18 protein-coding genes and 1 pseudogene are annotated in these 21,745 nt (G+C 70.7%); 8 read left to right on the plus strand and 11 right to left on the minus strand.

The genetic code is table 11. From position 1 onward, the window contains the following. Positions 1-42: 42 nt before the first annotated feature. A pseudogene (locus K8625_RS02625) lies at positions 43-459 on the minus strand (DapH/DapD/GlmU-related protein); the annotation flags it as partial. A 284-nt stretch (positions 460-743) separates the two neighbouring features. After that, entirely contained in the window at positions 744-1,526 is a 783-nt protein-coding gene (locus K8625_RS02630) for a hypothetical protein (RefSeq protein WP_223748109.1), read from the minus strand. A 163-nt stretch (positions 1,527-1,689) separates the two neighbouring features. Here K8625_RS02630 and K8625_RS02635 point away from each other — a divergent pair, with 163 nt between their 5' ends. Continuing rightward, entirely contained in the window at positions 1,690-2,439 is a 750-nt protein-coding gene (locus K8625_RS02635) for a HEAT repeat domain-containing protein (protein WP_074950705.1), read from the plus strand. Further along, a complete protein-coding gene (locus K8625_RS02640) occupies positions 2,436-3,176 on the plus strand; it encodes a signal protein (protein WP_223748110.1) in 741 nt (246 codons plus the stop codon). The genes K8625_RS02635 and K8625_RS02640 overlap by 4 nt, the downstream gene beginning before the upstream one ends. 84 nt (positions 3,177-3,260) lie before the next feature. On the opposite strand, the gene K8625_RS02645 is transcribed toward K8625_RS02640, so the two are convergent. The 6 genes from K8625_RS02645 to K8625_RS02670 all read right to left on the minus strand — a co-directional run bounded on the left by K8625_RS02645 (position 3,261) and on the right by K8625_RS02670 (position 10,243). Further along, the gene (locus K8625_RS02645; protein WP_223782052.1) at positions 3,261-6,209 is read right to left on the minus strand and encodes a helicase C-terminal domain-containing protein; all 2,949 of its coding nucleotides are present in this window, start codon (positions 6,207-6,209) and stop codon (positions 3,261-3,263) included. Positions 6,210-6,265: 56 nt separating this feature from the next. Next, positions 6,266-6,688, minus strand: a complete 423-nt coding sequence (locus K8625_RS02650) for a cupredoxin domain-containing protein (RefSeq protein ID WP_223748112.1) — start codon at positions 6,686-6,688, stop codon at positions 6,266-6,268. Between the two features lie 71 nt (positions 6,689-6,759). Continuing rightward, positions 6,760-7,623, minus strand: coding sequence for a hypothetical protein (locus K8625_RS02655; protein ID WP_223781739.1), 864 nt, complete (start codon positions 7,621-7,623; stop codon positions 6,760-6,762). Positions 7,624-7,996: 373 nt separating this feature from the next. Then, positions 7,997-8,413, minus strand: coding sequence for a hypothetical protein (locus K8625_RS02660; protein WP_223748114.1), 417 nt, complete (start codon positions 8,411-8,413; stop codon positions 7,997-7,999). 55 nt (positions 8,414-8,468) lie between these two features. Next, positions 8,469-9,512, minus strand: a complete 1,044-nt coding sequence (locus tag K8625_RS02665; RefSeq protein ID WP_223781740.1) for a diguanylate cyclase — start codon at positions 9,510-9,512, stop codon at positions 8,469-8,471. Positions 9,513-9,622: 110 nt separating this feature from the next. Beyond that, positions 9,623-10,243 (minus strand): tRNA (guanosine(46)-N(7))-methyltransferase TrmB, encoded by a 621-nt coding sequence (locus K8625_RS02670; RefSeq protein WP_223748116.1) that lies wholly within the window; start codon positions 10,241-10,243, stop codon positions 9,623-9,625. Between the two features lie 66 nt (positions 10,244-10,309). Here K8625_RS02670 and K8625_RS02675 point away from each other — a divergent pair, with 66 nt between their 5' ends. From K8625_RS02675 to K8625_RS02700, 6 genes are all read left to right on the plus strand, one after another. After that, a complete protein-coding gene (locus tag K8625_RS02675; RefSeq protein ID WP_223748117.1) occupies positions 10,310-11,236 on the plus strand; it encodes a bifunctional riboflavin kinase/FAD synthetase in 927 nt (308 codons plus the stop codon). A 213-nt stretch (positions 11,237-11,449) separates the two neighbouring features. Further along, positions 11,450-13,150, plus strand: a complete 1,701-nt coding sequence (pilB, locus tag K8625_RS02680; RefSeq protein ID WP_141329363.1) for a type IV-A pilus assembly ATPase PilB — start codon at positions 11,450-11,452, stop codon at positions 13,148-13,150. A gap of 40 nt (positions 13,151-13,190) precedes the next feature. Further along, positions 13,191-14,303: a type IV pilus twitching motility protein PilT gene (locus tag K8625_RS02685; RefSeq protein ID WP_223781741.1), complete on the plus strand. Its 1,113-nt coding sequence runs from the start codon at positions 13,191-13,193 to the stop codon at positions 14,301-14,303. Between the two features lie 58 nt (positions 14,304-14,361). Then, complete coding sequence (locus K8625_RS02690; RefSeq protein ID WP_223781742.1) at positions 14,362-15,612, plus strand: type II secretion system F family protein; 1,251 nt, start codon at positions 14,362-14,364, stop codon at positions 15,610-15,612. Between the two features lie 46 nt (positions 15,613-15,658). After that, positions 15,659-17,212 (plus strand): nitrogen regulation protein NR(II), encoded by a 1,554-nt coding sequence (locus K8625_RS02695; protein WP_223781743.1) that lies wholly within the window; start codon positions 15,659-15,661, stop codon positions 17,210-17,212. A gap of 5 nt (positions 17,213-17,217) precedes the next feature. Then, on the plus strand, positions 17,218-18,642 hold the full coding sequence (locus K8625_RS02700) for a sigma-54 dependent transcriptional regulator (protein WP_248541889.1): 1,425 nt from the start codon (positions 17,218-17,220) through the stop codon (positions 18,640-18,642). Positions 18,643-18,646: 4 nt separating this feature from the next. Here K8625_RS02700 and K8625_RS02705 read toward each other — a convergent pair whose 3' ends face one another. Genes K8625_RS02705 through K8625_RS02715 form a run of 3 tightly spaced genes read right to left on the minus strand, consistent with a single transcriptional unit; the run spans position 18,647 to position 21,721 of the window. Then, positions 18,647-20,053 (minus strand): FAD-dependent oxidoreductase, encoded by a 1,407-nt coding sequence (locus tag K8625_RS02705; RefSeq protein WP_223781745.1) that lies wholly within the window; start codon positions 20,051-20,053, stop codon positions 18,647-18,649. Further along, positions 20,050-20,736 (minus strand): trans-aconitate 2-methyltransferase, encoded by a 687-nt coding sequence (locus K8625_RS02710; RefSeq protein ID WP_223781746.1) that lies wholly within the window; start codon positions 20,734-20,736, stop codon positions 20,050-20,052. Before K8625_RS02710 ends, K8625_RS02705 begins: the two co-directional genes overlap by 4 nt. After that, positions 20,723-21,721, minus strand: a complete 999-nt coding sequence (locus tag K8625_RS02715; protein WP_223781747.1) for a glycosyltransferase family 2 protein — start codon at positions 21,719-21,721, stop codon at positions 20,723-20,725. The genes K8625_RS02710 and K8625_RS02715 overlap by 14 nt, the downstream gene beginning before the upstream one ends. Positions 21,722-21,745 lie beyond the last annotated feature (24 nt).

Here is a 21,745-nt window from a genome sequence, read left to right on the forward strand (position 1 = left end):
GAAGGCCCCGCGTCAGTGCCCGTGTGACATCGTCTGCTTCACCTTCACCACCCGGGCGGGCATGCCCGCCACCACGGCCAGGGGCGGCACGTCCGCCGTCACCAGGGCGCCCGCGCCAATCACTGCGCCGTCCCCCACGGTGACGGGGCCGATGATTTGAGCCCCCACGCCCACGTAGACGTTGCGGCCGATGCGCGGCACGCCGGGCACACCCACCTGCGGCTCCACGCTGACGTTCTGGGACAGGAAGCTGCCCTCGCCCACCTCCACGCCGGGGGCCACCACCACGCCCACGCCGCCGTAGCCCAGTCCCACCGAGGCATGCAGCCGCGCGTCGATGTCCACGTGGCTGTGCAGGAGTCGGTCGCCCACCGCGGCCACCATGCCTGGCAGCATCGGGACACCCAGCGTGCGAAGCCGCCTCGCGGCCCGGTAGAAGGTCAGCGCCGTCGGACCCATGTCCCACCCCGTCCCGTCCCCCGGCGGCCCGACGACGGCCGGGCCTCAAGGCGCTCCTCGGCCCAGGACGCCATCCCGGAGTGGGAGGCAGCGGGCGTCGGAGGGGGCATCCAGGAGGACGGGCGCGTCGAAGCCATGGCTCCGCGCCAATCTAGGGGGAGCCCGCGTCCCGGCCAGTTGCTCGTTGGCCAGGGGCCCGCGAGCGTCCGCCAGCCAACCTCACCACGCCCCCTTGGACCTCCAAGTGCCACCGGTCCGACACTCGCCCCGGTGGCCAAGGGGGCTCAGGAGGCCTCGCCGTCGCGCAGGCGCTTGAGCGCGTCCTCGACGTACTGCACGCCCTTGGCGGTGATGGCCTTGCCCTTCTTGGTGTCCTGGGCGTACCCGGCGTGCAGCCTCAGGGCCTTGGCCGCGTTAGGGGCCGCGTAGGTGACGCCCAGCTCGCCCCAGAAGCGCGACGTCGTCCCCGACGTCACCTCCATGTCCAGCTCCGCGGCGCGCGCCAGGTAGAGCGGAATCAGTGAGCGCACGAGCTGGTCCTTCAGCTTGCCCGCGGAGGCGAGCTCCTCGTGACGCGGATGCGTCCGCAGCGCCGCCATCAACCGGTCCACCGCCTGTCCCGCGTCCGCGGTGGGCGATGCGGCCGCGGCCGGGCTCTCGCGCTTCTTCGCGCGGGGCTTGCTCCGGGCGGGGCTGCTCTTGCCCGGCTTCGGCGCGGGAGCCTTGGGGGCGCCCTTCGCGCTCTTCGTCACCTTGGCCTTTCGCGCCTTCGCGGCCTTCGTCGGGGGCGCGGGCTCCTCGGCCGCGACCTCGGCGGCGGGGGCTGGTGGCTCCTCGATGATGGGGCGCGGGCGCGGGGTGCGCTCGACGCGCGTGGGCTCGGGGGCGCCGGGGGGCGCGGGGGCGACCGGAGACTCCCTGCGCTCGATGGGGCGGGGCGCGCCATGGCCGTTGTGGGCGGGGGGAGGATTCGGGCGCGCGTAGCCCAGGCGCGTGCGCACCTCCTCCACCACGCCGCTCAATCCCACTTGCTGCAGCAGACCTTCCAACCGGGAAGCGAATGACACCGGGCATGCCCTCCTGGACCGGGCGCACGTTACCCCAGGATGGCCCCAGGTCGGATCCACGACGCCTACGAGGGGAGGGGAGGTGGGTGTGAACGGCCCGCCCTCCAGGCAACTGTTCGTCACCGGGCACACGGCGCTACACTGCGAGTCGCCCTCCCCCGCCATGCGGCTGCCCGCTCTCTCCCTGCTCCTGCTCCTCCTCGCGCCCGGCGCGACCCTCGCCCAGGGGGATACCCGTCTTGCGTTCCTGGGGCGCCAGCTCCAGCAGGGCAAGGACCCTCGCTCCCGCTCCCAGGCGGCGCTCGTGCTGGGCGCCACCGAGGACCCGGAGGCCGTGGCCGTGCTGTGCCCCGGCCTCAAGGACGCAAGCGAGCTGGTGCGCGCCGCCGTCGCCAAGTCGCTGGCGAAGCTGCTGGAGTCCTCCGCGCTGCCCTGCCTGGAGGCCCACAAGGACGAGGCGGACGCGGCGGTGCAGGCGGCGGTGCGCGAGGCGGTGAGCGCGCTGAAGGAGTACCAGGCGCGTCCGGCCCGGCTGTACATCGCCATGGAGGGGATGAAGGACCTGACGCGCTCGCTGCCGCCGGAGCTGGTGAAGGCCACCGAGGCACGGCTGCGCTCGCGGCTGGTGCGCCGGGGGGCGGTGCTGGCGCCCGCCAAGGAGACCAAGGCGCAGGCCAAGGGCGCGCTGAAGAAGCTGGGCGTGCGGGGATTTCGCATCACCCCGGAGGTCCACCCCATGGAGGGTGGGGGCCTGCGGGTGGCCATCGTCTGCATGACCTACCCGGACCTGTCCCTGCTGGGGCAGGTGGACGTGAAGGCCGGGGGCGCGCAGCCCGCGGACCTCCTCAAGGCGCTGGTCCCCCGCGCCGTGGAGGACGCCGCCGAAACCTTCGAGTGGAGCAACGACACATGACGACGAGCAGCACGGCGCAGCAGGCGGCCCCCAAGCGGCGCTGGCGCAACTTCCTGCTGGATACGAGCTTCCAGCTCAAGCTGACCGCGTACATCGTCGGCGTGACGCTGGTGCTGTCGGCGCTCTTGGGCGTGTTCCTGGTGCGCTCGGCGCGGGCGCTGATGCAGGAGACGGCGACGGCGGTGGAGGCGCGCTCGAAGGCCGCGGAGGTGAGCCGGGAGCTGTCCAGCGCCACGCTCTCCAACGAGCTGCTCGCGCGCATGGATGACCCGGCGTTCGAGGCCGCCTTCCGGGAGAAGGCGCAGACCATCGACGCGGCCTACGAGCAGGAGCGCGCGGCCATCGTCGCGCAGCGCGCGGAGCTCGAGTGGCGCCAGCGCGCGACGTGGTGGGTGCTGGGCGCGTTCCTCCTGGCCTTCATCGCCGTGGTGGCGCTGGGCACCATCGTCGTGACGCACCGGGTGGCGGGTCCGCTGCTGCGCATCCGGCGCATGGTGGGGGAGGTGGCGGAGGGCAAGCTGCGTCCCCCGTCGTATGGCCTGCGCGATGGTGACGAGCTGAAGGATTTGTTCGACGCGACGCGGACGATGATGCAGCGGCTGCGCGAGCAGAGCGAAGAGGACGCGCGGGCCTTGGCGAAGGCGCTGGAGGTCGCGGAGCGGAGCGGGGCGTCGGGCGAGTCGCTCGGCGAGCTGCGCGCGCTGGAGTCCCGCTTCCGAGCGCGCCTGGACGCTTGAGCCGCGCTCAGCGTGGCGGGGCGTCAGGCGAGCTGCGCGCGCTGGAGTCCCGCTTCCGAGCGCGCCTGGGCGCGTGAGCCTTGTTCAGCGCGGAGCGGGTGAGTCCACGAGGAGCCCCGTCTGCTTGAGCACGCCGTGGATGCGCAGGCGCGCCTGCGCCCACGGCAGCGCCTCCACGCGGTAGCCCTCCAGGGCGTTCATCAGGTACGCGCGGTAGCTGGGGTGCCCCGGGTCCGCGATGATGACGACGCCCCGGTCCGTGGTGGAGCGGATGAGCCGCCCCACGCCCTGCCGGAGCAGGAGCAGCGCGCGCGGCAGCCGGTACTGGAGGAATCCCTGATACTCGCCCCCCGCGCGGGCCAGCGGCTCCTCGCGCGCGGCGACCAGCGGACGCAGCGCGGGCTCCAGCGGGAGCTTGTCGATGAAGACGCACCCAACGCCGCGCCCGGGGATGTCCACGCCCTGCCAGAAGCTCTTCGTGCCCAAGAGCACCGTGCCCGTGTCGCGCTCCTGCCGCGCCGCCAGGGAGCGGCCGTGGCCTCGGGACTGCCGCAGCACCTCGATGCCCAGCGGCTCCAGCCGGTTGCGAGCCTCCGCGCCCACGCGCTCCATGCGCCGCGTGGACGCGAACAGCCCCAACAGCCGCCCGCCCATCGTCTGCGCGAGGCCGGAGATGCGCGTCGCGGCCCAGTCGACGAAGGGTTCCTCGTGCGCGCGCGGCGCGTCCGTGACGAGCACGACGAGCGCCTGCTCGTGCAGTTGGAAGGGTGAGGGCGCGCGCAACAACCGGGGCGCGGGCTTGTCGCCCCGGCCATCCAGCCCCAGGCGCTTCAACACGAAGGGCGTGCCGCTCCCGTTGCTCGGGCCCAGCGTGGCGGAGGTGAGCACCAGCGCGCGCTTGTTCGCGGCGAAGTCGCGCGACACGTGGAAGGACACGTCCACCGGCTGCGCGCCCACGCTCCAGCGCTGACGCCGGGGCTCGGCCGTGGCCGAGTAGCACCGCCCCGCTGCCGCCTCACCCGACAGCTCCGTGGCCAGCGTCGATAGCTCCCCCAGCTCCGTCGTCGCGCCGGACAGCTCGCGCTCCAGCGCCGGCATCCGCGCCGCCAGCTCCGGCAGGGCCTCCAGCACGCGCACCGCGAGCAGCGTGTGCAGCGCCTGCAGCGCGCCGCGCACCAGCTCCAGCCCCTCTCGCACCGGCGTCCACGCGGGCAGCGCGCGCACGGCCTCCGTCACGCGCAGCTCCGGGGCATAGGCGCCCTCGTCCGGGTCCTCTCCGGCCGCCGTCGCCGAGGGCTCACACAGCTCCGTCACCCGCGCGCCCAGGTCCCGCGCCTCGTCCATCAGCCGGCGCAGCGCGTCCTCCACCTGACCCATCAGCGCGCGGGACTCCTCGCGCCGGGAGGCGGACAGCGCGCGCCGCAGCTCGGCGAACAGGCCGTGTCGTCCGTCTCGTCCGTGCAGCCGCTCGGTGAGCCGGTGGAAGGCCAGGTCCGACAGTTCCACGGTGAGCGCCGTGGTGGCCACATCCTCCACCTCGTGCGCCTCGTCGAGAATCAGGTGCTCGAGCTTCGGGTAGCGCGCGGGCCACGCGAAGGCGAGTGACTGGTTGATGACCAGCACGTCCGCCTCGCGCGCCTGGGCCACCGCCGAGTGGTAGAAGCACCGGTGGTGATGCGGGCACTTGTCGCCCAGCGTCGTCGCCGCCTCGGAGCGCACCGCCGGCATCAACCCCATCAGCACCGGGAAGCGCTCGCGGAACCAGTGGCTCAGCCGGTCCAGGTCTCCCTCGACGCTGCGGCGCAGGTACGCGCGCAGGTACGCGCGAGGGGCGCGGGCGTTGTGCCCCATGCCCGGCTCCACGCGCGTGGCCTCCAGCGCGCGGCGGCGGCACAGGTAGTTCGACTGGCCCTTGAGCAGCGCGTAGCCGAACGTGCCCCCCAGCGCGCGGTGCAGGCGCGGCAGGTCCTTCTCCAGCAACTGGTCCTGCAGCGTCTTGGTGTGCGGCGCCACGCCGACCTTGCGCCCGTTGCGCGCGGCGAAGAGGGCCGCGGGCGTCAGGTACGCGAGCGACTTGCCCGTGCCCGTGCCCGCCTCCACCGCCACCTGCTCCCCGTCCGACAACGCGCGCGCCACCGCCTGCGCCATGTCGAGCTGCGCGGGCCGGCTGCGGAAGCCTTCCTCGCGCTGCTCCAGCGCACCGCCCGCACCCAGAATCGCGGACACCTCGTCGGCCCGCACCGGCACCACCGGCGTCTCGGCCTCGGGCTCCGCGACTGCGGGCACGCCCGCCGCGCGACGCCGCTCCGGTCGTCCGCGCAGGAAGCCGCCTTGCGTCTCGAGCGCGAGCGGCGTGGGCCTCGCCCGGCAGGCCGCGTTCAGTCGCGACAGCAGCTCCAGCAGCGGCCACTCGTCGTAATCGAACGCGCCCTCCTCGAGGACGTCAGCGGAGCCCAGCCGCCGCGCCGCCCGAGGGTCCAGTGTGGCCACGAGGTCCGCGAGGTCCTCGCCGCGCCCGTCGCTGATGCAGCGCTCCATCGTCTGCACGAGCACCGCGTACACCGCCTCGCAGTCGGACACCGCGCGGTGCGGCTGGCGGATGCCCAGCCCCGCCCAGCGCAAGAGCGACTCCAGCGAGTGGCTGGGCAGCTCCGGGTGCAGGTAGTGCATCAGCTCGCACGAATCGAGCACCGGCGCGCGAATGGAGCCCAACAGGTCCGGCAGGAAGCCCTTCTCGAACGAGGCGTTGTGCGCCACCACCGTCCAGCCCGTCAGCCGCGCCTTGAGGTCCTCCAGGTCCACGCCGAAGCGCGGCCGGCCCTCCAGGTCCGCGTCCGTCAGGCCCGTGAGCCGACGAATCGTGAGGGGCAGGGGCTTGGACGCCGAGTACAGCCGCGCGAAGCGGTCCACCTCGCGCCCGTTCTCGAAGAACAGACACCCCAGCTCGATGATTTCGTCGGCACGTGGATCCAACCCCGTGGTCTCGAGGTCGAGGAAGACATGCCGCGTGAAGAGCTCCGCCGCGCCGCCCATGCAGGGTCGGCACACTACTCCTCCCCGGCGCGGTGCCCAGATTTCGGCCTACGTCTTCACTCCACCAGGAAAACGCCGGAAATCATCTTCCCCATGGCGCAGCCGTACACCAGCTTGCCGGACGTCTTGGGCGTGAAGGTGATGTCCACCGGCTGGCCCAGCGGCAGCGCGGTGTTGATGCCGTAGTCGTCCATCACGACTTCCGTCGCGCACGTCTGGTCCGTCTTGCGCGTCACCACCAGCTTCACCGGCTCGTCCTTCTTGAGCTGCACGGGGCTGGGCTCGTAGCCCTTCTCCGTCACCGTCAGCTCCACCACGCGCACGCCGTTCTCCCGCTTCTCCGGGACGGTGGGCGCGGGGGCCGCGGCGGCGGCGGGCGGGGTGTCCTTGGTGCAGCCCTGCTGGGTGGCGCCCACCATGGCGGCCGTCGCGGCCAGCGCGAGCCAGGGCTTGATGATGCGGGAGATGAAGGGGCGCATGGAGTGGGTGCCTCGCTCGGCGAAAGATGGAGGAAGGGGCGGCGCCCCCGCGAAATTCCGCGGCCTCGGCTTCAGGCCTCGGTGGCGGGAGCGCTCGCGGCGACCGGCTCGAAGCGCAGCAGCGCGTGGAGCGGGACGAACACCTCGTGGCCCGTCTCGCCCAACAGCAGGTCGAAGCGGCCCACGTGCATCAGCGGCAGTTGGAGTGTGATGCCGTTGCGCAGCACCAGCTTCACCTGCTGGCCCAGGTGGTCCAGGAACGCGCGCGGGTCCGAGTACGGCCGCTTGTCCGGCTGACGGGCCACCGTCGCGGGCTTCTGGGTGAGCTTCGCGTCGCGCTCCAGGCCGGGCAGCAGCCGCTCCCACTCCCCGCGCCGCGCCAGCAGCACCACCTGCAGCTTCTCCAGCCGCCCGGTGCGCTCCAGCGTGAAGGCGATGGGCTCCTCGGCGACCAGCGTGTCCAGGAGCGAGCGCTCCGCCAGCACCATGGAGACCTCCGTCTTGCCGGCGATGAGGCCCGAGAGCAGCTCGGCGACGACGGCGTTGTCCACCTCGCCGCGCGCCTGCTTGATGGCCGCCTTGCGCTGGGTGCGCTCCTTGCGCGCCATGAACTCCGCCACCGTCATGCCGCTCTGGAGCACGCCGAACGCGTCCCCCAGCGACAGCCCCGGCGTCTGGCCCATCAGCTCGTAGACCTGGTCGAAGCGCTTGGCCTCCTCGGCGTGCAGCTTGCGCCAGATGCGGCACTTCATCTTGCCTTCCAGCTCACCCTTGGCGATGCGCGCCGGAACGTGCTCGCGCTGCGCGAGCGCGAGGATCTGCTCGGGCGTGGGCGGGGGCCGGGGCGCCGAGGAGCGGAAGCCCCCGGGACGGCCACCGAAGCCGCCCGGACGTCCACCCGGGCCACCGGGCCCTCCAGGCGAGCGAGGCGCCATCGGCCGGGCGCCCGGCGCCACGCCCGAGGGGCGGGGAGCGCTGGAGGCCACCGGCACCGAAGGACGCGGCGCGGGCGAGGGGGCTGGCGCGGCGGGGCTCGCCGGGGCGGCCGCCGCCGGAGTGGCGGGACGGGGCGTGGGCGCCACGCCCGCGGGACGGGGCGCGACGGGGGCCGCCGGACCCGCCGTGGTGGGGCGGGGCGTGGGGCGCGGCGTGGGCGCAGGGGAGTCCGAGGGGGACGGACTCTGCCCAGCGCTGCCGGGCGTCGAGGCCGGCCGCCGGATGACTTCGACCGCGGGGATGACCCGCCGTGTCTTCCGATCGTTCACAGTCGTACGTTACCTGATGCGAGGAGCCCGGGCATGCCCGGCTTCACGGCTGGAGGGAGGCTGAGAGGTCCACTTTCCACCCAGACGGCTCCCGGACCATCCGGACCTCATGGGTGCTGCCTGACGAGCGCACGAGCACGGTCGCCTCGTCGCCCGCCTCCCGGACCAGGGAGACCTCCGTAACATCCGGAGGAGGGGGGACATTCGCGAAGAACAGGCCCAGGGGCTCGGCCTTCACCGCGCCACCGGAGGCATCGCTCACCGCCTGCGCCCTCTTCTGGAGGGCCGCCTGCGTCGGCTGGGACAACGCGCCCCAGGCCTGACGCAGCTCACCGCGCTTCACCAGCCGGTGGAAGGAGGTATAGGCGTCCTGCGGTGTGCCGAAGCGGGGCTGGTTGCAGCCGCCCATGCCCACCAGGAGCAGGGCCAGCAACCAGGGCGTCGTCGCGGTCAGGCGCATGGGAGTGGGGTTTAGGTCAAACCAGCGCCGGGGGAAAGCCTCTGGTGAGGCAGTGTCACGGAACGTGTTGCTGGACACGGTTTCGCCCCGCTCCCTTGGCCGCGTAGAGCCCCGCGTCCGCCGCGCGCAAGAGCGCCTCCGCCGTCTCCAAATCCGGGGAGGGCACCGTCGCCACGCCCAGCGACGCCGTCAGTCGCACCTGCTGTGTCCTTCCGTCCGCGCCCACGTGCTCCACGCCCAGCGCCGCGATGGCCTCGCGCACGCGCTCGCACACCTTGAGAGCGTCCTGGGGCGCCGTCTCCGGCAGGAGCGCGATGAACTCCTCTCCGCCATAGCGCGCCAGCATGTCCACCTCGCGCAGCCGGGCGCGCGTCGTCTGGGCCACCGCCTTGAGCACCTGGTCCCCGAAGACGTGGCCGAAGGTGTCGTTGATGCGCTTGAAGTGGTCGATGTCCAGCATCACCAGCGACAGGGGCGACTGGTAGCGCCTGGAGCGCGCGAACTCCTCGCTCAGCCGCTCCTCGAAGCAGCGCCGGTTGTACAGCCCCGTCAGCCCGTCCGTGCGCGACAGGGCGAGCAGCTCCTCGCGCTTCTTGGCCAGCTCCTTGTTGGCCCGGTCCAGCTCCCGGTTCTTCTCCACCAGCGCGTCCTGGAGCACCTTGAGCCGCAGCATCGACTTCACCCGCGCCGACAGCTCCAGCATGTCGAAGGGCTTCACCAGGTAGTCGTCCGCGCCCAGCTCCAGCCCCTCCACCTTCCCGGCCGCCTGGCGCGCCGTCATCAGAATCACCGGGATGAAGCCGAACCCGTCCTCCCCCGCGTTCGCCTTGATGATGCGGCACACCTCCACGCCGCCCAGCCCCGGCATCTCCACGTCCATCAGGATGAGGTCCGGCCGCGACTCGCGGATGGCCGACAGGGCCTGTGTCCCGTCGTGCGCCTCCTTGAACACGTAGCCCCGCGGCGCCAGCCCCTCGCGCACGTGCGCCACATGCGCCGGGTCGTCGTCGACGATGAGCACCGTCCGCCCACTGAGCTCCCCGCCTGTCCCCGCCCGACGCGCGACCTCCTGCGTCTTCTTCCTCTCGCCGTCCGCCATGCGGTTGCGCCCCCAGTGCAATCATCCCGCGCTGCCAGAATGGCTCTGATTCTCACCCGCCGTCCCCACCGAAGCCAAGGGGGACGGCAAGTGCCCGTCACTTCATGCGCTCAGAGCGGTTTGCGCAGCCGCGCCCGGTACACCGGCTCCCCCGACGACAGGTACCGCCGCTCCCGCGTGGAGGGCACCTCCTCCGGGTCATACGGATGGAAAACGCCGGAACCCAAGGGGTTGTGGAATCCCACGGATTCCAGGATGGAGAGCATGTTGACGGCGCGGTCCTGGACGTCGGTGCGCATGTCGAAGAGGCCGCCGGGGACGAGCTTCGCGAGCAGGAGCTTCGCGAAGTCGGGTTGGACGACGGCGCGCTTGGCGTGGGAGCGCTTCCACCAGGGGTCGGGGAACTGGAGGTGGATGGCGGCCAGGGAGTTGTCCGCGAAGATGCGGGGCACGACGAAGCGGGCGTCGGACTCGACGACGCGCAGGTTCTTCATCTCGGCCTTGGCGGCGCGGTCCTGGGTGTCGCGGGCGTACTTCTTGCGCCACTCGAAGGCGACGAAGCGCACCTGGGGATTTCGGCGGCAGTACTCCAGGGCGTGGCCGCCGGCGCCGGAGCCGATTTCGAGCTCCAGGGGGCCCGCGAAGCCGAACTCGGCGTCCCAGTCGGGAGGGGTGGCCATTTCGACGAGGTGGAGTCCGACGGGGTCTGGCAGCAGGCGAGGGCGGGGCATGTTCCAGGCGCTCCAACCACGGCCAAGCGGGGTCTGGCCAGGGAAAAACACTGGTATAGGGGGGGCATGAAGGTCTTCCACTCGGTGGCGGAGGCGGGCCGGGCGCTCGAGGGCCGGGCGCTGGCTCTGGGCAACTTCGACGGCGTGCACGTGGGCCACCAGGCCCTGTTCGCGGAGGCGCGCAAGCACGCGTCCCCGGCGGCGTTCACCTTCAACCCCCACCCGGGCAAGGTGCTCCAGCCGGACCTGGCGCCCAAGCTCATCACGCTCTTGCCCCGGCGCCTGGAGCTGCTCGCCGCCTGTGGGCTGGAGGCCTCCGTGGTGCAGGCCTTCTCGCGCGACTATGCCCGCACGGGGCCCGGCGACTTCGAGGCCACGCTCTTCGACAGGCTGGGCGTCTCGCACGTGGTGGTGGGCAGCGACTTCACCTATGGCGCCGCGCGCGCGGGCACGGTGGACACGCTGCGCGAGGCCGCGGGCCGCCGGGGCGCCCGGGTGCACGTGGTGACGCCCGTCACGGTGGACGGCGTCGTCGCCTCGTCGTCGCGGGTGCGCGAGTACATCCTGGAGGGCCGGGTGTCCGCGGCGTGCCGCCTGCTCGGCCGCCCGTTCGATCTGGACGGCACCGTGGTGGCGGGGGCGGGTCGCGGGCGCACCATCGGCTTTCCCACGGCCAACGTGGACACGCAGAACGAGCTGCGGCCGGCGCCGGGCGTCTACGCCATCCGGGTGCGCTTCCTCAAGGATGCGGAGGGCGCGTGGCACGGGGGCGCGGCGAACATCGGCATCAAGCCCACCTTCGGCGGCACCGAGGTCACCATCGAGGCGCACCTCCTGGATTTCTCCGGGGACATCTACGGCCGCGAGCTGCGGGTGCAGTTCCTGGAGCGGCTGCGCCCCGAGCAGCGCTTCGGCTCCGTGGCGGAGCTGACGGGGCAGATCAAGCGGGATGTCGAGGCCGCTCGCACGGTGATTGCCAGGACCGGCGCCTGAGCCCCGCATTTTTCCCGTGAGTGTTCAACGGGTTGGCGGATCCGGCGGCCCGAGGGGGCGCCTTGACGGATGTGAGCGGCTCCCCTCTAATTCGCAGTCAGGAACCGTGCCAAAGGTGCTGTGGGGCCCCGAGGCAACGCCCGCGTCTCCCCTGGAGCGAGGTGGGCCCCCGCCCGCTTCGTCCTTCTTTGCCACAAGGAAGAGGCTTCACGAATGTCCGGTCGATTGGGTGAACTGCTGGTCCGCGAGAACCTCATCTCCGTCCAGCAGCTTCGCAAGGCCCAGGAAGAGCAGCAGAAGAGCGGCACGCGCATCGGCACCGCGCTCATCAAGACGGGCGCCATCGAGGAGTCGAAGCTCACCGACTTCCTCTCCAAGCAGTACGGCGTGCCGGCCATCAACCTGAAGGACTTCGACATCGACCCGGACATCATCAAGCTCGTGCCCAAGGAAGTGGCCGAGAAGCACCTGGTGATTCCGGTCAACCGCGCGGGCCCGTCGCTGATCGTGGCCATGTGCGACCCGTCCAACATCTTCGCCGTGGACGACCTGAAGTTCCTCACCGGCTACAACATCGAGACGGTGGTGGCCTCGGAGGTCTCCATCCGCGAGGCGATCGAGCGCTACTACGCGGAGAAGGGCCCCTCGATGGAGGAGATCGTCGGCGACGTCGGCGACGACATCGAGCTGGCGAAGGAGGAGACGGAGAACATCGACGAGATGGCGAAGGCCGCGGATGACGCGCCCGTCGTCAAGCTGGTGAACCTCATCCTGATGGACGCCATCAAGAAGCGCGCGTCCGACATCCACATCGAGCCGTACGAGAAGGACTTCCGGGTCCGCTTCCGCATCGACGGCGTGATGTACGAGGTGATGCGGCCGCCCATGAAGCTTCGCAACGCGATCACCTCGCGTCTGAAGATCATGGCCTCGCTGGACATCTCCGAGCGGCGCCTGCCGCAGGACGGCCGCATCAAGATCAAGATGGGCGGCGGCAAGGAGATGGACTTCCGCGTGAGCGTGTGTCCCACGCTCTTCGGCGAGAAGGTCGTGATGCGTCTGCTCGACAAGAGCAACCTCCAGCTGGACATGACCAAGCTGGGCTTCGACCCGCAGCCGCTCGCGTGGTTCAAGGAGGCCATCGACCGGCCCTACGGCATGGTGCTGGTGACGGGCCCCACGGGCTCGGGCAAGACGACGACGCTGTACTCGGCGCTCTCCAGCCTCAACGACGTGGGCACCAACATCTCCACCGCGGAGGACCCGGTCGAGTTCAACTTCGCCGGCATCAACCAGGTGCAGATGCACGACGACATCGGCCTGAACTTCGCGGCCGCGCTGCGCTCGTTCCTCCGCCAGGACCCGGACATCATCATGATTGGTGAGATCCGCGACTTCGAGACGGCGGAGATCGGCGTGAAGGCGGCCCTCACCGGCCACCTGGTGCTCTCCACGCTGCACACCAACGACGCCCCGGGCACGGTCAGCCGCCTGCTCAACATGGGCATCGAGCCGTTCCTGGTGACCGCCTCGCTCAACCTCATCCTCGCCCAGCGTCTGGCGCGCCGGCTGTGCCCGGCCTGCAAGAAGCCCGCGGACAAGGTGGACGAGCAGGCCCTCATCGACGCCGGCATCCCCCCGGACAAGATGGGCACCTTCACCCTGTACGAGAAGGTCGGCTGCCGCGACTGCAACGACCGTGGCTACCGGGGCCGCGTGGCCATCTACGAGGTCATGCCCTTCTGGGACGGCCTCAAGGAGCTGGTCATCAACGGCGCGTCCGCCTCCGAGCTCAAGCAGGAGGCCATCCGCCTGGGCATGAGCAGCCTGCGCATGAGCGGCCTCAAGAAGGTGATGGACGGCGCGACCACCCTGGAAGAAGTCGTGGGCAACACCGCCCCGGACCGCTTCTAGTCACTTCCTCCCCCAGACTGATTCGAAGGACACCCCCACCGTGGCCAACCTGCACCAGCTCCTCAAGGCGATGGTCGAGAAGGGCGCTTCCGACCTCCACATCACCACCGGCTCCCCGCCCCAGCTGCGTGTGGACGGCGAGCTCGTCCCCTTGAAGACGGCGCCGCTGACGCCCGTGGAGACCAAGCAGCTCTGCTACTCCATCCTCACGGACGCCCAGAAGCACAAGTTCGAGGAGGACAACGAGCTGGACCTGTCCTTCGGCGTGAAGGGGCTGTCGCGCTTCCGCGCCAACATCTTCATGCAGCGCGGCGCGGTGGCCGGCGCGTTCCGCACCATTCCGTTCAAGATTTTGACCTTCCAGGAGCTGGGCCTGCCGCCCATCGTCGCGGAGCTGGTGAAGAAGCCCCGCGGCCTCATCCTGGTGACGGGCCCCACGGGCTCGGGCAAGTCCACCACGCTGGCCTCGATGATCGACAAGATCAACACCGAGCGTCATGAGCACATCATGACCATCGAGGACCCCATCGAGTACCTGCACCCGCACAAGAACTGCCTGGTCAACCAGCGCGAGGTGGGCGCGGACACCCGCAACTTCAAGACGGCCCTCAAGTACATCCTCCGCCAGGACCCGGACGTGGTGCTGGTCGGTGAGCTCCGCGACCTGGAGACCATCGAGGCGGCGCTCACCATCGCGGAGACGGGTCACATCTGCTACGCGACGCTGCACACCAACAGCGCGGTGCAGACCATCAACCGCGTGCTGGACGTGTTCCCGCCGTACCAGCAGCCGCAGGTGCGCGCCCAGCTGTCCTTCGTGCTGGAGGGCGTGATGAGCCAGGCCCTGGTGTCCAAGGCGGGCGCTCCGGGACGCGTGCTGGCGCTGGAGGTCATGGTGCCCAACCCCGCCATCCGGAACCTCATCCGCGAGGACAAGGTCCATCAGATCTACTCGTCCATGCAGGTGGGACAGGCCAAGTACGGCATGCAGACCTTCAACCAGGCCCTGGCGGCGCTGCTGCTCCGGCGGGTCATCTCGCAGGACGAGGCCTTCGGTCGCTCCAGCGACCCGGAGGAGCTGCGCAACATCCTGGCCACGGGCGGGGCGGTGCCGGGTGCCCAGCGGCCGGCCGGCGGAGCGGCGGGTCGTTAGTTCCTGGTTTTGAGATTCAGCGGTTAGACTCGCGCGCGCGTCCGCGGAGGTCGAGCTCATGGCAGCACAGGCAGTCCAGAAGTCAGCTTCCAAGAAGAACACCGCCCAGTTCCTCTGGGAGGCGAAGACCAAGAGCGGTGAGACCAAGAAGGGTGAGATGGAGGCCTCGGACTCCGAGGCCGTCAACGCCCGTCTGAAGTCCCTGGGTCTCAACCCCGTCAAGGTGCGCAAGAAGAGCGCGCTCGACGGCGACATCACCCTGCCGGGCATGGGCGGTGTGACGGGCAAGGACATCCTCGTCTTCACCCGTCAGTTCGCGACGATGATCGACGCGGGTCTGCCGCTGGTGCAGTGCTTGGACATCCTCGCCAGCCAGATGGACAACCCGGCCTTCAAGAAGGTGCTGCTGGCCATCAAGGGCAAGGTGGAGCAGGGCAGCACCTTCGCCGACGCGCTCAAGGAGCACCCGAAGGTCTTCGACGAGCTCTACGTCCAGCTGTGCGCGGCCGGCGAGGTCGGCGGTATCCTCGACACCATCCTCAACCGGCTCGCGGCCTACCGCGAGAAGAGCGAGAAGCTCAAGCGCAAGGTCAAGGGCGCGATGACCTACCCGGCCATCGTCATCCTGGTGGCCATCGGCGTGACGGCGCTGCTGCTCCTCAAGGTGACGCCGGTGTTCGCCGCCATGTTCGCGGACTTCGGCTCGGCGCTGCCGGCCCCCACCCAGTTCGTGGTGGACCTGTCCGCATGGGCGGAGGCGTACTGGTTCCACGTGGTCGCCTCCATCACCGTGGTGGTGGTGTCCTTCTCCTGGAGCTACAAGCAGCCCAAGGGGCGCAAGTTCTGGGACAAGGTGTTCCTGAAGATGCCGCTGTTCGGGCCCGTGCTGCGCAAGGTGGCCGTGGCGCGCTTCACGCGCACCCTGGGCACGATGATCTCCTCCGGCGTGCCCATCCTCGACGCGCTGGACGTGACGGCGAAGACGGCCGGCAACAAGACGGTGGAAGAGGCCATCTACTACGTGCGTGGGAAGATCGCCGAGGGCAAGAACATCGCCGGTCCCCTGCTCGAGACGAAGGTGTTCCCCTCCATGGTGGTGCAGATGATTGGCGTCGGTGAAGCGACGGGCGCCATGGACACCATGCTCAACAAGATCGCCGACTTCTACGACGACGAGGTGGACACCGCCGTCGGCGCGCTGACGGCGATGATCGAACCCATCCTGATGGTGTTCCTCGGCGGCGTGGTCGGCGGCTTCCTCATCGCCATGTACCTGCCCATCTTCTCCATTGCCGGTGCCATCAAGTAGCTCCGTCGTCTCTAGCGTGCGCGCGGACGAGGCCGAGAGGCTCCGCGTGCGCCTGGTCTGGCTGGTGTTGTTCCGCACGGTGGCGGCGAGCCTGTCGCTCGTCATCACCGTGGGGCGCCTGCTGATTCAGCCCCTCGAGGAGCCGAGCCGGGCGGACTCGCTGTCCCTGGGCGTCATCATCGCGGCCTATGCGTCCACGGTGGTGGTGGGCATCCGCCTGCGGCGCGAGAGGGCGGGGCGGCTGGACGCGTGGGTCCAGGTGCTGGGCGACGTGGTCATCGCCACGGGCCTCGTCTACCTGAGTGGTGGCTCCGACTCGCCGCTCACGTTCCTCTACAGCCTGGCCGTCATCGGCGCCGCGGTGGTGCTGGACTGGCGCGGCGCGCTGTGGGTGGCGGCGGCGGGCGCGGTGTCGTTCTCCTCGCTGGTGGTGGTGCTGCGGCTGACGGACGCGGCGCCGCTGGGGCCGGTGTTGTCCAGCCGCGGCCTGTTCGTGCTGGGCAGCAACCTGCTGGCGCTGGGGCTCATCGCGGTGCTGGCGGGCTACCTGTCGCGGCAGCTGTCCGCCACGGGCGGTGCGCTGTCGGCGCGCGAGGCGGACCTGCGCCGGTTGGGTGGGCTGCAGCAGCAGATCCTCTCCTCCATGCCTTCGGGGCTCATCACCTGCGACTCGCAGCGCCGCGTCACCTTCGTCAACGCCGCCGCGCGCGCCATCCTCCAGGTGGAGGGCGTCGAAGGCGTGGGCCAGCCGTTGGAGGCGCTCCTGCCGGGGGTGGCGGTGCTGGCGCCGCGCTCGTCGCGAGGCGAGCTGGTGGTGGGCGCCGAGCATGGCCGCCGGCGCATCCTCGGGCTGTCGGTGACGCCGCTGGAGGGCGAGTCGGGCGCGCTGCTCATCGTGTTCCAGGACCTGACGGAGCTGCGCAGGATGGAGGAGGACCTGGAGCGCTCGGACCGGCTGGCGAGCCTGGGGACGCTCTCCGCGCAGCTGGCGCACGAGCTGCGCAATCCGCTGGCGGCGATGCGGGGCTCGGCGCAGCTGCTCGCGCAGGAGCGCTCGAGCGACGTGGTGGTGCAGAAGCTCACCAACATCCTGGTGCGCGAGTCGGACCGGCTGGGGCGACTGGTGGAGGACTTCCTTCGCTTCGCGCGGCCTCCGGAGCCGGTGCGGCGGGAGGTGCCGCTGGATTCACTCCTGACGGAGACGGTGGACATGCTGCGCGCGGACCCGCTGGCCCGGGACGTGCGGGTGGAAGTGTCCGCGCGCGAGCCGCTGATGGCCGCGGTGGACCCGGACCAGCTGCGTCAGGTGCTCATCAACCTGGTGCGCAACGGCTTCCAGGCCGCGGGGCCCAGGGGTGAGGTGAAGGTGGGATTGGCCAGGAGTGAGAAGGAAGCGCAGATTCGGGTGTGGGACTCGGCGGGGAGCATCACGGAGGAGATGATGGGACACCTGTTCGAGCCCTTCTTCACCACGCGGGATGGGGGCACGGGGCTGGGGCTGTCGACCGCGCATTCCATCGTCCGCGCGCATGGGGGCTCCATCCGCGTGCGCTCGGACCCGGCCGAGGGAACGGAGTTCGTCGTGGGGTTGCCGCTGTGACGACCATTCAAGCCCAAGAAGGCGCCTTCCGAGGCCATGTCCTCATCGTGGACGACGAGCTGTCCATGCGTGAGTACCTGGAGCTGCTGCTGCACCGCGAGGGCTATGTGGTGACGAGCGTGCCCGGGGTGAAGCCCGCGTGCGAGGTGCTCGCGCGGGATGGCGTGGACCTGGTCATCTCCGACATGAAGCTGGGGACGGGCAGCGGGCTGGACGTGCTGCGCACGGCGCGCGCGCGCAAGGAGCCGCCGGAGGTCGTGCTGATTACGGCCTTCGGCTCGCCCGCCGCCGCGGTGGAGGCGATGCGCGAGGGCGCGTACGACTACATCTGCAAGCCCTTCGACAACGACGAGCTGCGGCTCCTGGTGCAGAAGGCGCTGGAGAAGCGCCTCTTGCGACAGGAGAACACCACCCTGCGCGCGCGGTTGTTGCCCGGGCTGGGCATGGCGGTGGGGCAGAGCGCCCGGATGCAGGCGGTGTGGTCGCTGGTGGAGAAGGTGGCGCCGGGGCGCAGCACGGTGCTGGTGACGGGGGAGAGCGGCACGGGCAAGGAGCTGGTGGCGCGGGCCATCCACATGCGAGGCAGCCGGGCGGCGCAGCCGTTCCTGCCCTTCAACTGCGCGGCGCTCAACGAGGGCACGCTGGAGAGCGAGCTGTTCGGCCACGTGAAGGGCGCTTTCACGGGGGCGTTGCACGAGCGCTCGGGGCTGCTGGTGTCCGCGGGCGAGGGCACCGTGATGTTGGACGAAGTGGGGGAGATGCCGCTGGCCACGCAGGTGAAGCTCCTGCGCGTGTTGCAGGAGCGCAAGGTGAAGCCGGTGGGCAGCGCGGCGGAGGTGCCCTTCCAGGCGCGCGTCATCGCGGCGACCAACCGGCGGCTGGAGGCGGAGGTGAAGGCGGGCCGCTTCCGCGAGGACCTCTTCTACCGGCTCAACGTGATTACGCTCGAGCTGCCGCCCCTGCGTGAGCGCGCGGGGGACATCTCGCTGCTCGCGAGCCACTTCCTGTCGAGGATGGCGGAGGAGCTGGGGCGTCCGGCGCTGCGCTTCGCGCAGGAGACGTTGGACCTGCTGGAGCGCTACGCGTTCCCCGGCAACGTGCGCCAGTTGCAGAACATGGTGGAGCGCGCGGCGACCCTGTCGGACACGGACCTGCTGGGCCCGTCCACGCTGCCGCCCGCGGTGCGCGGCGAGTCGGAGCCGATGTCACGCCCGGGCGAGCCGGGCGAGCCGTCGCTGGGCACGGGCTTCAACCTGGAGCGCCACCTGGACGACAGCGAGCGGCGCTACCTGCTGGCGGCACTGAAGCAGGCGGGCGGCGTGAAGACGCGCGCCGCGGAACTGCTCGGGCTGTCGTTCCGCTCGTTCCGCTACCGGCTGGCGAAGCACGGCCTCACGGATGAGCTGGAGGAGCCGACGGGACGCGGGTGAGCGTCTAGAAGCCCAGGGTGGCCCGGGCTTCGTCCGCGGCCTCCAGTCCCATGCGCCAGTTGGCGTCCTGGCTGTTGTACGAGAAGCGGCCGCCCCGGCCGATGGAACTCAGGCGCTCGAAGCTCGAGAGGTGCTCCTGGAGGGGCTGGAGGACGCGCTGATAGCCCGGCTGGTACACGGGATAGCAGCGCGGCAGCCGCACCACATGGAAGCGCCCCACGGGGGCCTTGCCGAGCAGGCCCACGGACTCCAGCTCCGTCCGGGCGAGTCGCGCCAGGTTCTCGTCCGTCTCGCTCCAGAGCGCCTCGTCCTGAGCACACCAGTACTCCACGCAGAGGATGGTGGAGCGCTCCGCGCCATGGAGCCCGGGCACCCAGTTGCGGAAGTTGGTGACGCGGCAGGCCCGGACGGCGCGCGTGTGCATCTCCAGCCAGGACTCGGGGAACAGGCCCGTCCCGTGGACTTCCAGGTACACCAGCAGCGCGCTGCGGAAGGTGAGCACGTCGCGCGCGTCGCTCAGCGCGCGTTGGACCTCCGGAGATGCGGAGGGCAGCTGCGCCACGAGCGGCACGAGCGGCGCGCTGGAGATGACGTAGTCGTAGTCCCGAGGTCCCTGGGTGGAGCGCAGCCCCGTCACCCGGCGCCCCTCGACCTGGAGCGCCTCCACCCGGCTGTCGAGGAACACTTCGCCACCACTGGCGCGGATGGCGTGGGCCATGCGCTCGTACACCTCGCCGGTGCCGCGCTGGGGATAGGGGAACTGCTCGGTGACCTGCTTGACGGCGCTCGCCCGGGCATTGGCCACACGCATGCGCAGGGCATTGATGACGGTGTCGATGAGCGAGGCGTCCTTGCTGGCGGCGCCCGACACGCTCGCGTCCACCTGCGAGCAGGGGCGCCCGAAGAACTTCTCGTTGTAGTCACGGAAGAACTGCTCGTAGACGCGGCGGCCGAAGTGCTGCACCAGCCAGTCCTCGAAGGTCCTCACCTCCGGGAGCGGACGCAGTTGTTGTCGTCCGAAGTCGAGCACGCACCGGACGGACTCGGTGAAGCCCACCTTGCGCACCACGTCCGCGACCTGAAGCGGATAGCGCAACACCTGCCCGTCCGCGCGGAACACGCCGGGGTGGGACGCCACGGTGGACCAGTCCTCGCCGACGACGCCCTTCCAGAGCGCGTCGATGCGCGCGTCCTGCGTGTGGAAGCGATGGGGCCCCAGGTCCACGCGCTGGTTCCACAGGTCCAGCGTGCGCGACAGCCCACCGATGAACCGACTGCCCTCGTGGACCTCGACCCGGGCTCCGGCCTTCGCCAGGACATAGCCGGCCGTGAGGCCCGCGGGGCCCGCTCCCACCACCGCGATGCGGGGCGGCTGCGAGGGACGGGGGGCCGGAGAGGACGAGAGGCTCATGGCGAGGCGGGCTTGAAGTAGCGCGTGAAGGCCGGGTCCGCGTGGCGCGCGCGAACGTGCTCGGGCCGGTACACGCGCAGGGTGTACTCGTAGAGGGGGCCCGCGGCATCCAGCTCCCAGAACCGGCTGAGCTGTCCCACCACGAAGTCCAGGAGCGCGCCGGGGGGCTCGTAGTGCAGCTCCGCCCGCGTGTACTCCGGGTCGTGGAACGTGGTGAGGAAGTTCACCGCGAAGCCGCGCGTGCACATCGCGTACATCGCGCGCAGCATGCCCTGGACGAAGCCTCGCCACGCCTCGGGCGTGGCCGACAGCCGGACGTTGAAGGTCCCCGACAGCGTCAGGAAGTCGTAGCGCTCCGGAGGCAGGCTGGCGACGATGTCCCGGGTGTGGAAGCCGCCCTGGGGGAACTTGCGGGCACACGCCTCGGCGAAGGAGGGGTGGACGTCGCTGCCAGAGTACAGGGCCCCGGGGTGGTGCCGCTCCAGGAACTCGCCGAAGTGCCCCATGCCGCATCCGATTTCGTGGACGGAGAACGGGCCTTGCTCGTGCTCGAAGACGCGCGCCAGCCGGTGGAAGCGCTCGTATTGCGTGGCCTGGTCGCGGTGGGACAACGCGCGCGGGTCGTCCCCGTACTGGTCCAGCAGCGCCCCGTAGAAGGCGCGTTGCTCCTCAGCGATGTCCATGGAGGGATTCCTGTCGATGGGGCTCGGGCGTCGGCTCCGCGACGGCGCGCAGCGTGACGGCGGTCGTCTGTCGCACGACCGCCTGGGGCTTCTGGTTGATCTGCAGGAAGATGCGCGCCACGTACTCGGACAGGATGCCCACGCCCAGCAGCGTCACGCCCGACGAGAACAGCACCGCCACCGCCAGCGAGGCCCAGCCGGGCACGGTGATGTAGCCGGTGTACTTGGAGAAGACGACCAGCGCCCCTGCGAGCGCGGACACCACCGACAGGCAGAACCCTCCGACCGAGGCGAGCCGCAGCGGGAAGGTGGCGTAGTTGAAGAGCAGGTTGAAGAACACCGTCACCAGTCGACCGAGCGTGTACGAGCTGCGCAGGCCCTCCGGGTGCTCGTGCCGCACCTCGGTGGCGCTGATGCGGTCCGTCACCCAGGACAGGTAGATGTCCAGGATGATGTCGTGGCGTTCGCTCCGGGCGACCTCGGCCGCGACGCGGCCGGAGATGAGGCGGAAGGCGGAGATGTCGAACGACACCCGCATCACCTTGCGCGGGATGACCATGATGAGGCGCGAGGCGAGCGAGCGCCATCCCGGTCCCTGCCTGGCGCGAGGGATTCCATAGACGACGTCGGCGCCGGTCTGCTCGGCGCGCGCCAGGAGCGCGCCAATCTCCTCGGGCGGGTTCTGCAGGTCCTCGTCGAGCGTCACCACCCAGCGCCCCCGGGCGTGCCGGAAGCCGCACACGGTGGCGTTGTGCTGTCCGAAGTTGCGCATCAGTCGAACGCCGCTGACGCGTGAGTCCGCCTGGGCCAGCCCCTCGATGACGGCCCACAGCGCCGGGCGGGCGCTGTCGTCGACCAGGATGATTTCGAAGGGGGTGCCCCGTGCCTCGAGCGAGCGGGTCAGGCGCGCGCACAGCTCGGGGAGGGATGACTCCCCGCGGAAGCAGGGGATGACCACGGAGATGTCGACGGCGGGGGAGGTCATGCGGAGGGGCGGGCGGGGCGAGCC

The organism is Myxococcus sp. AS-1-15, assembly GCF_020037055.1.
GTDB lineage: Bacteria > Myxococcota > Myxococcia > Myxococcales > Myxococcaceae > Myxococcus > Myxococcus fulvus.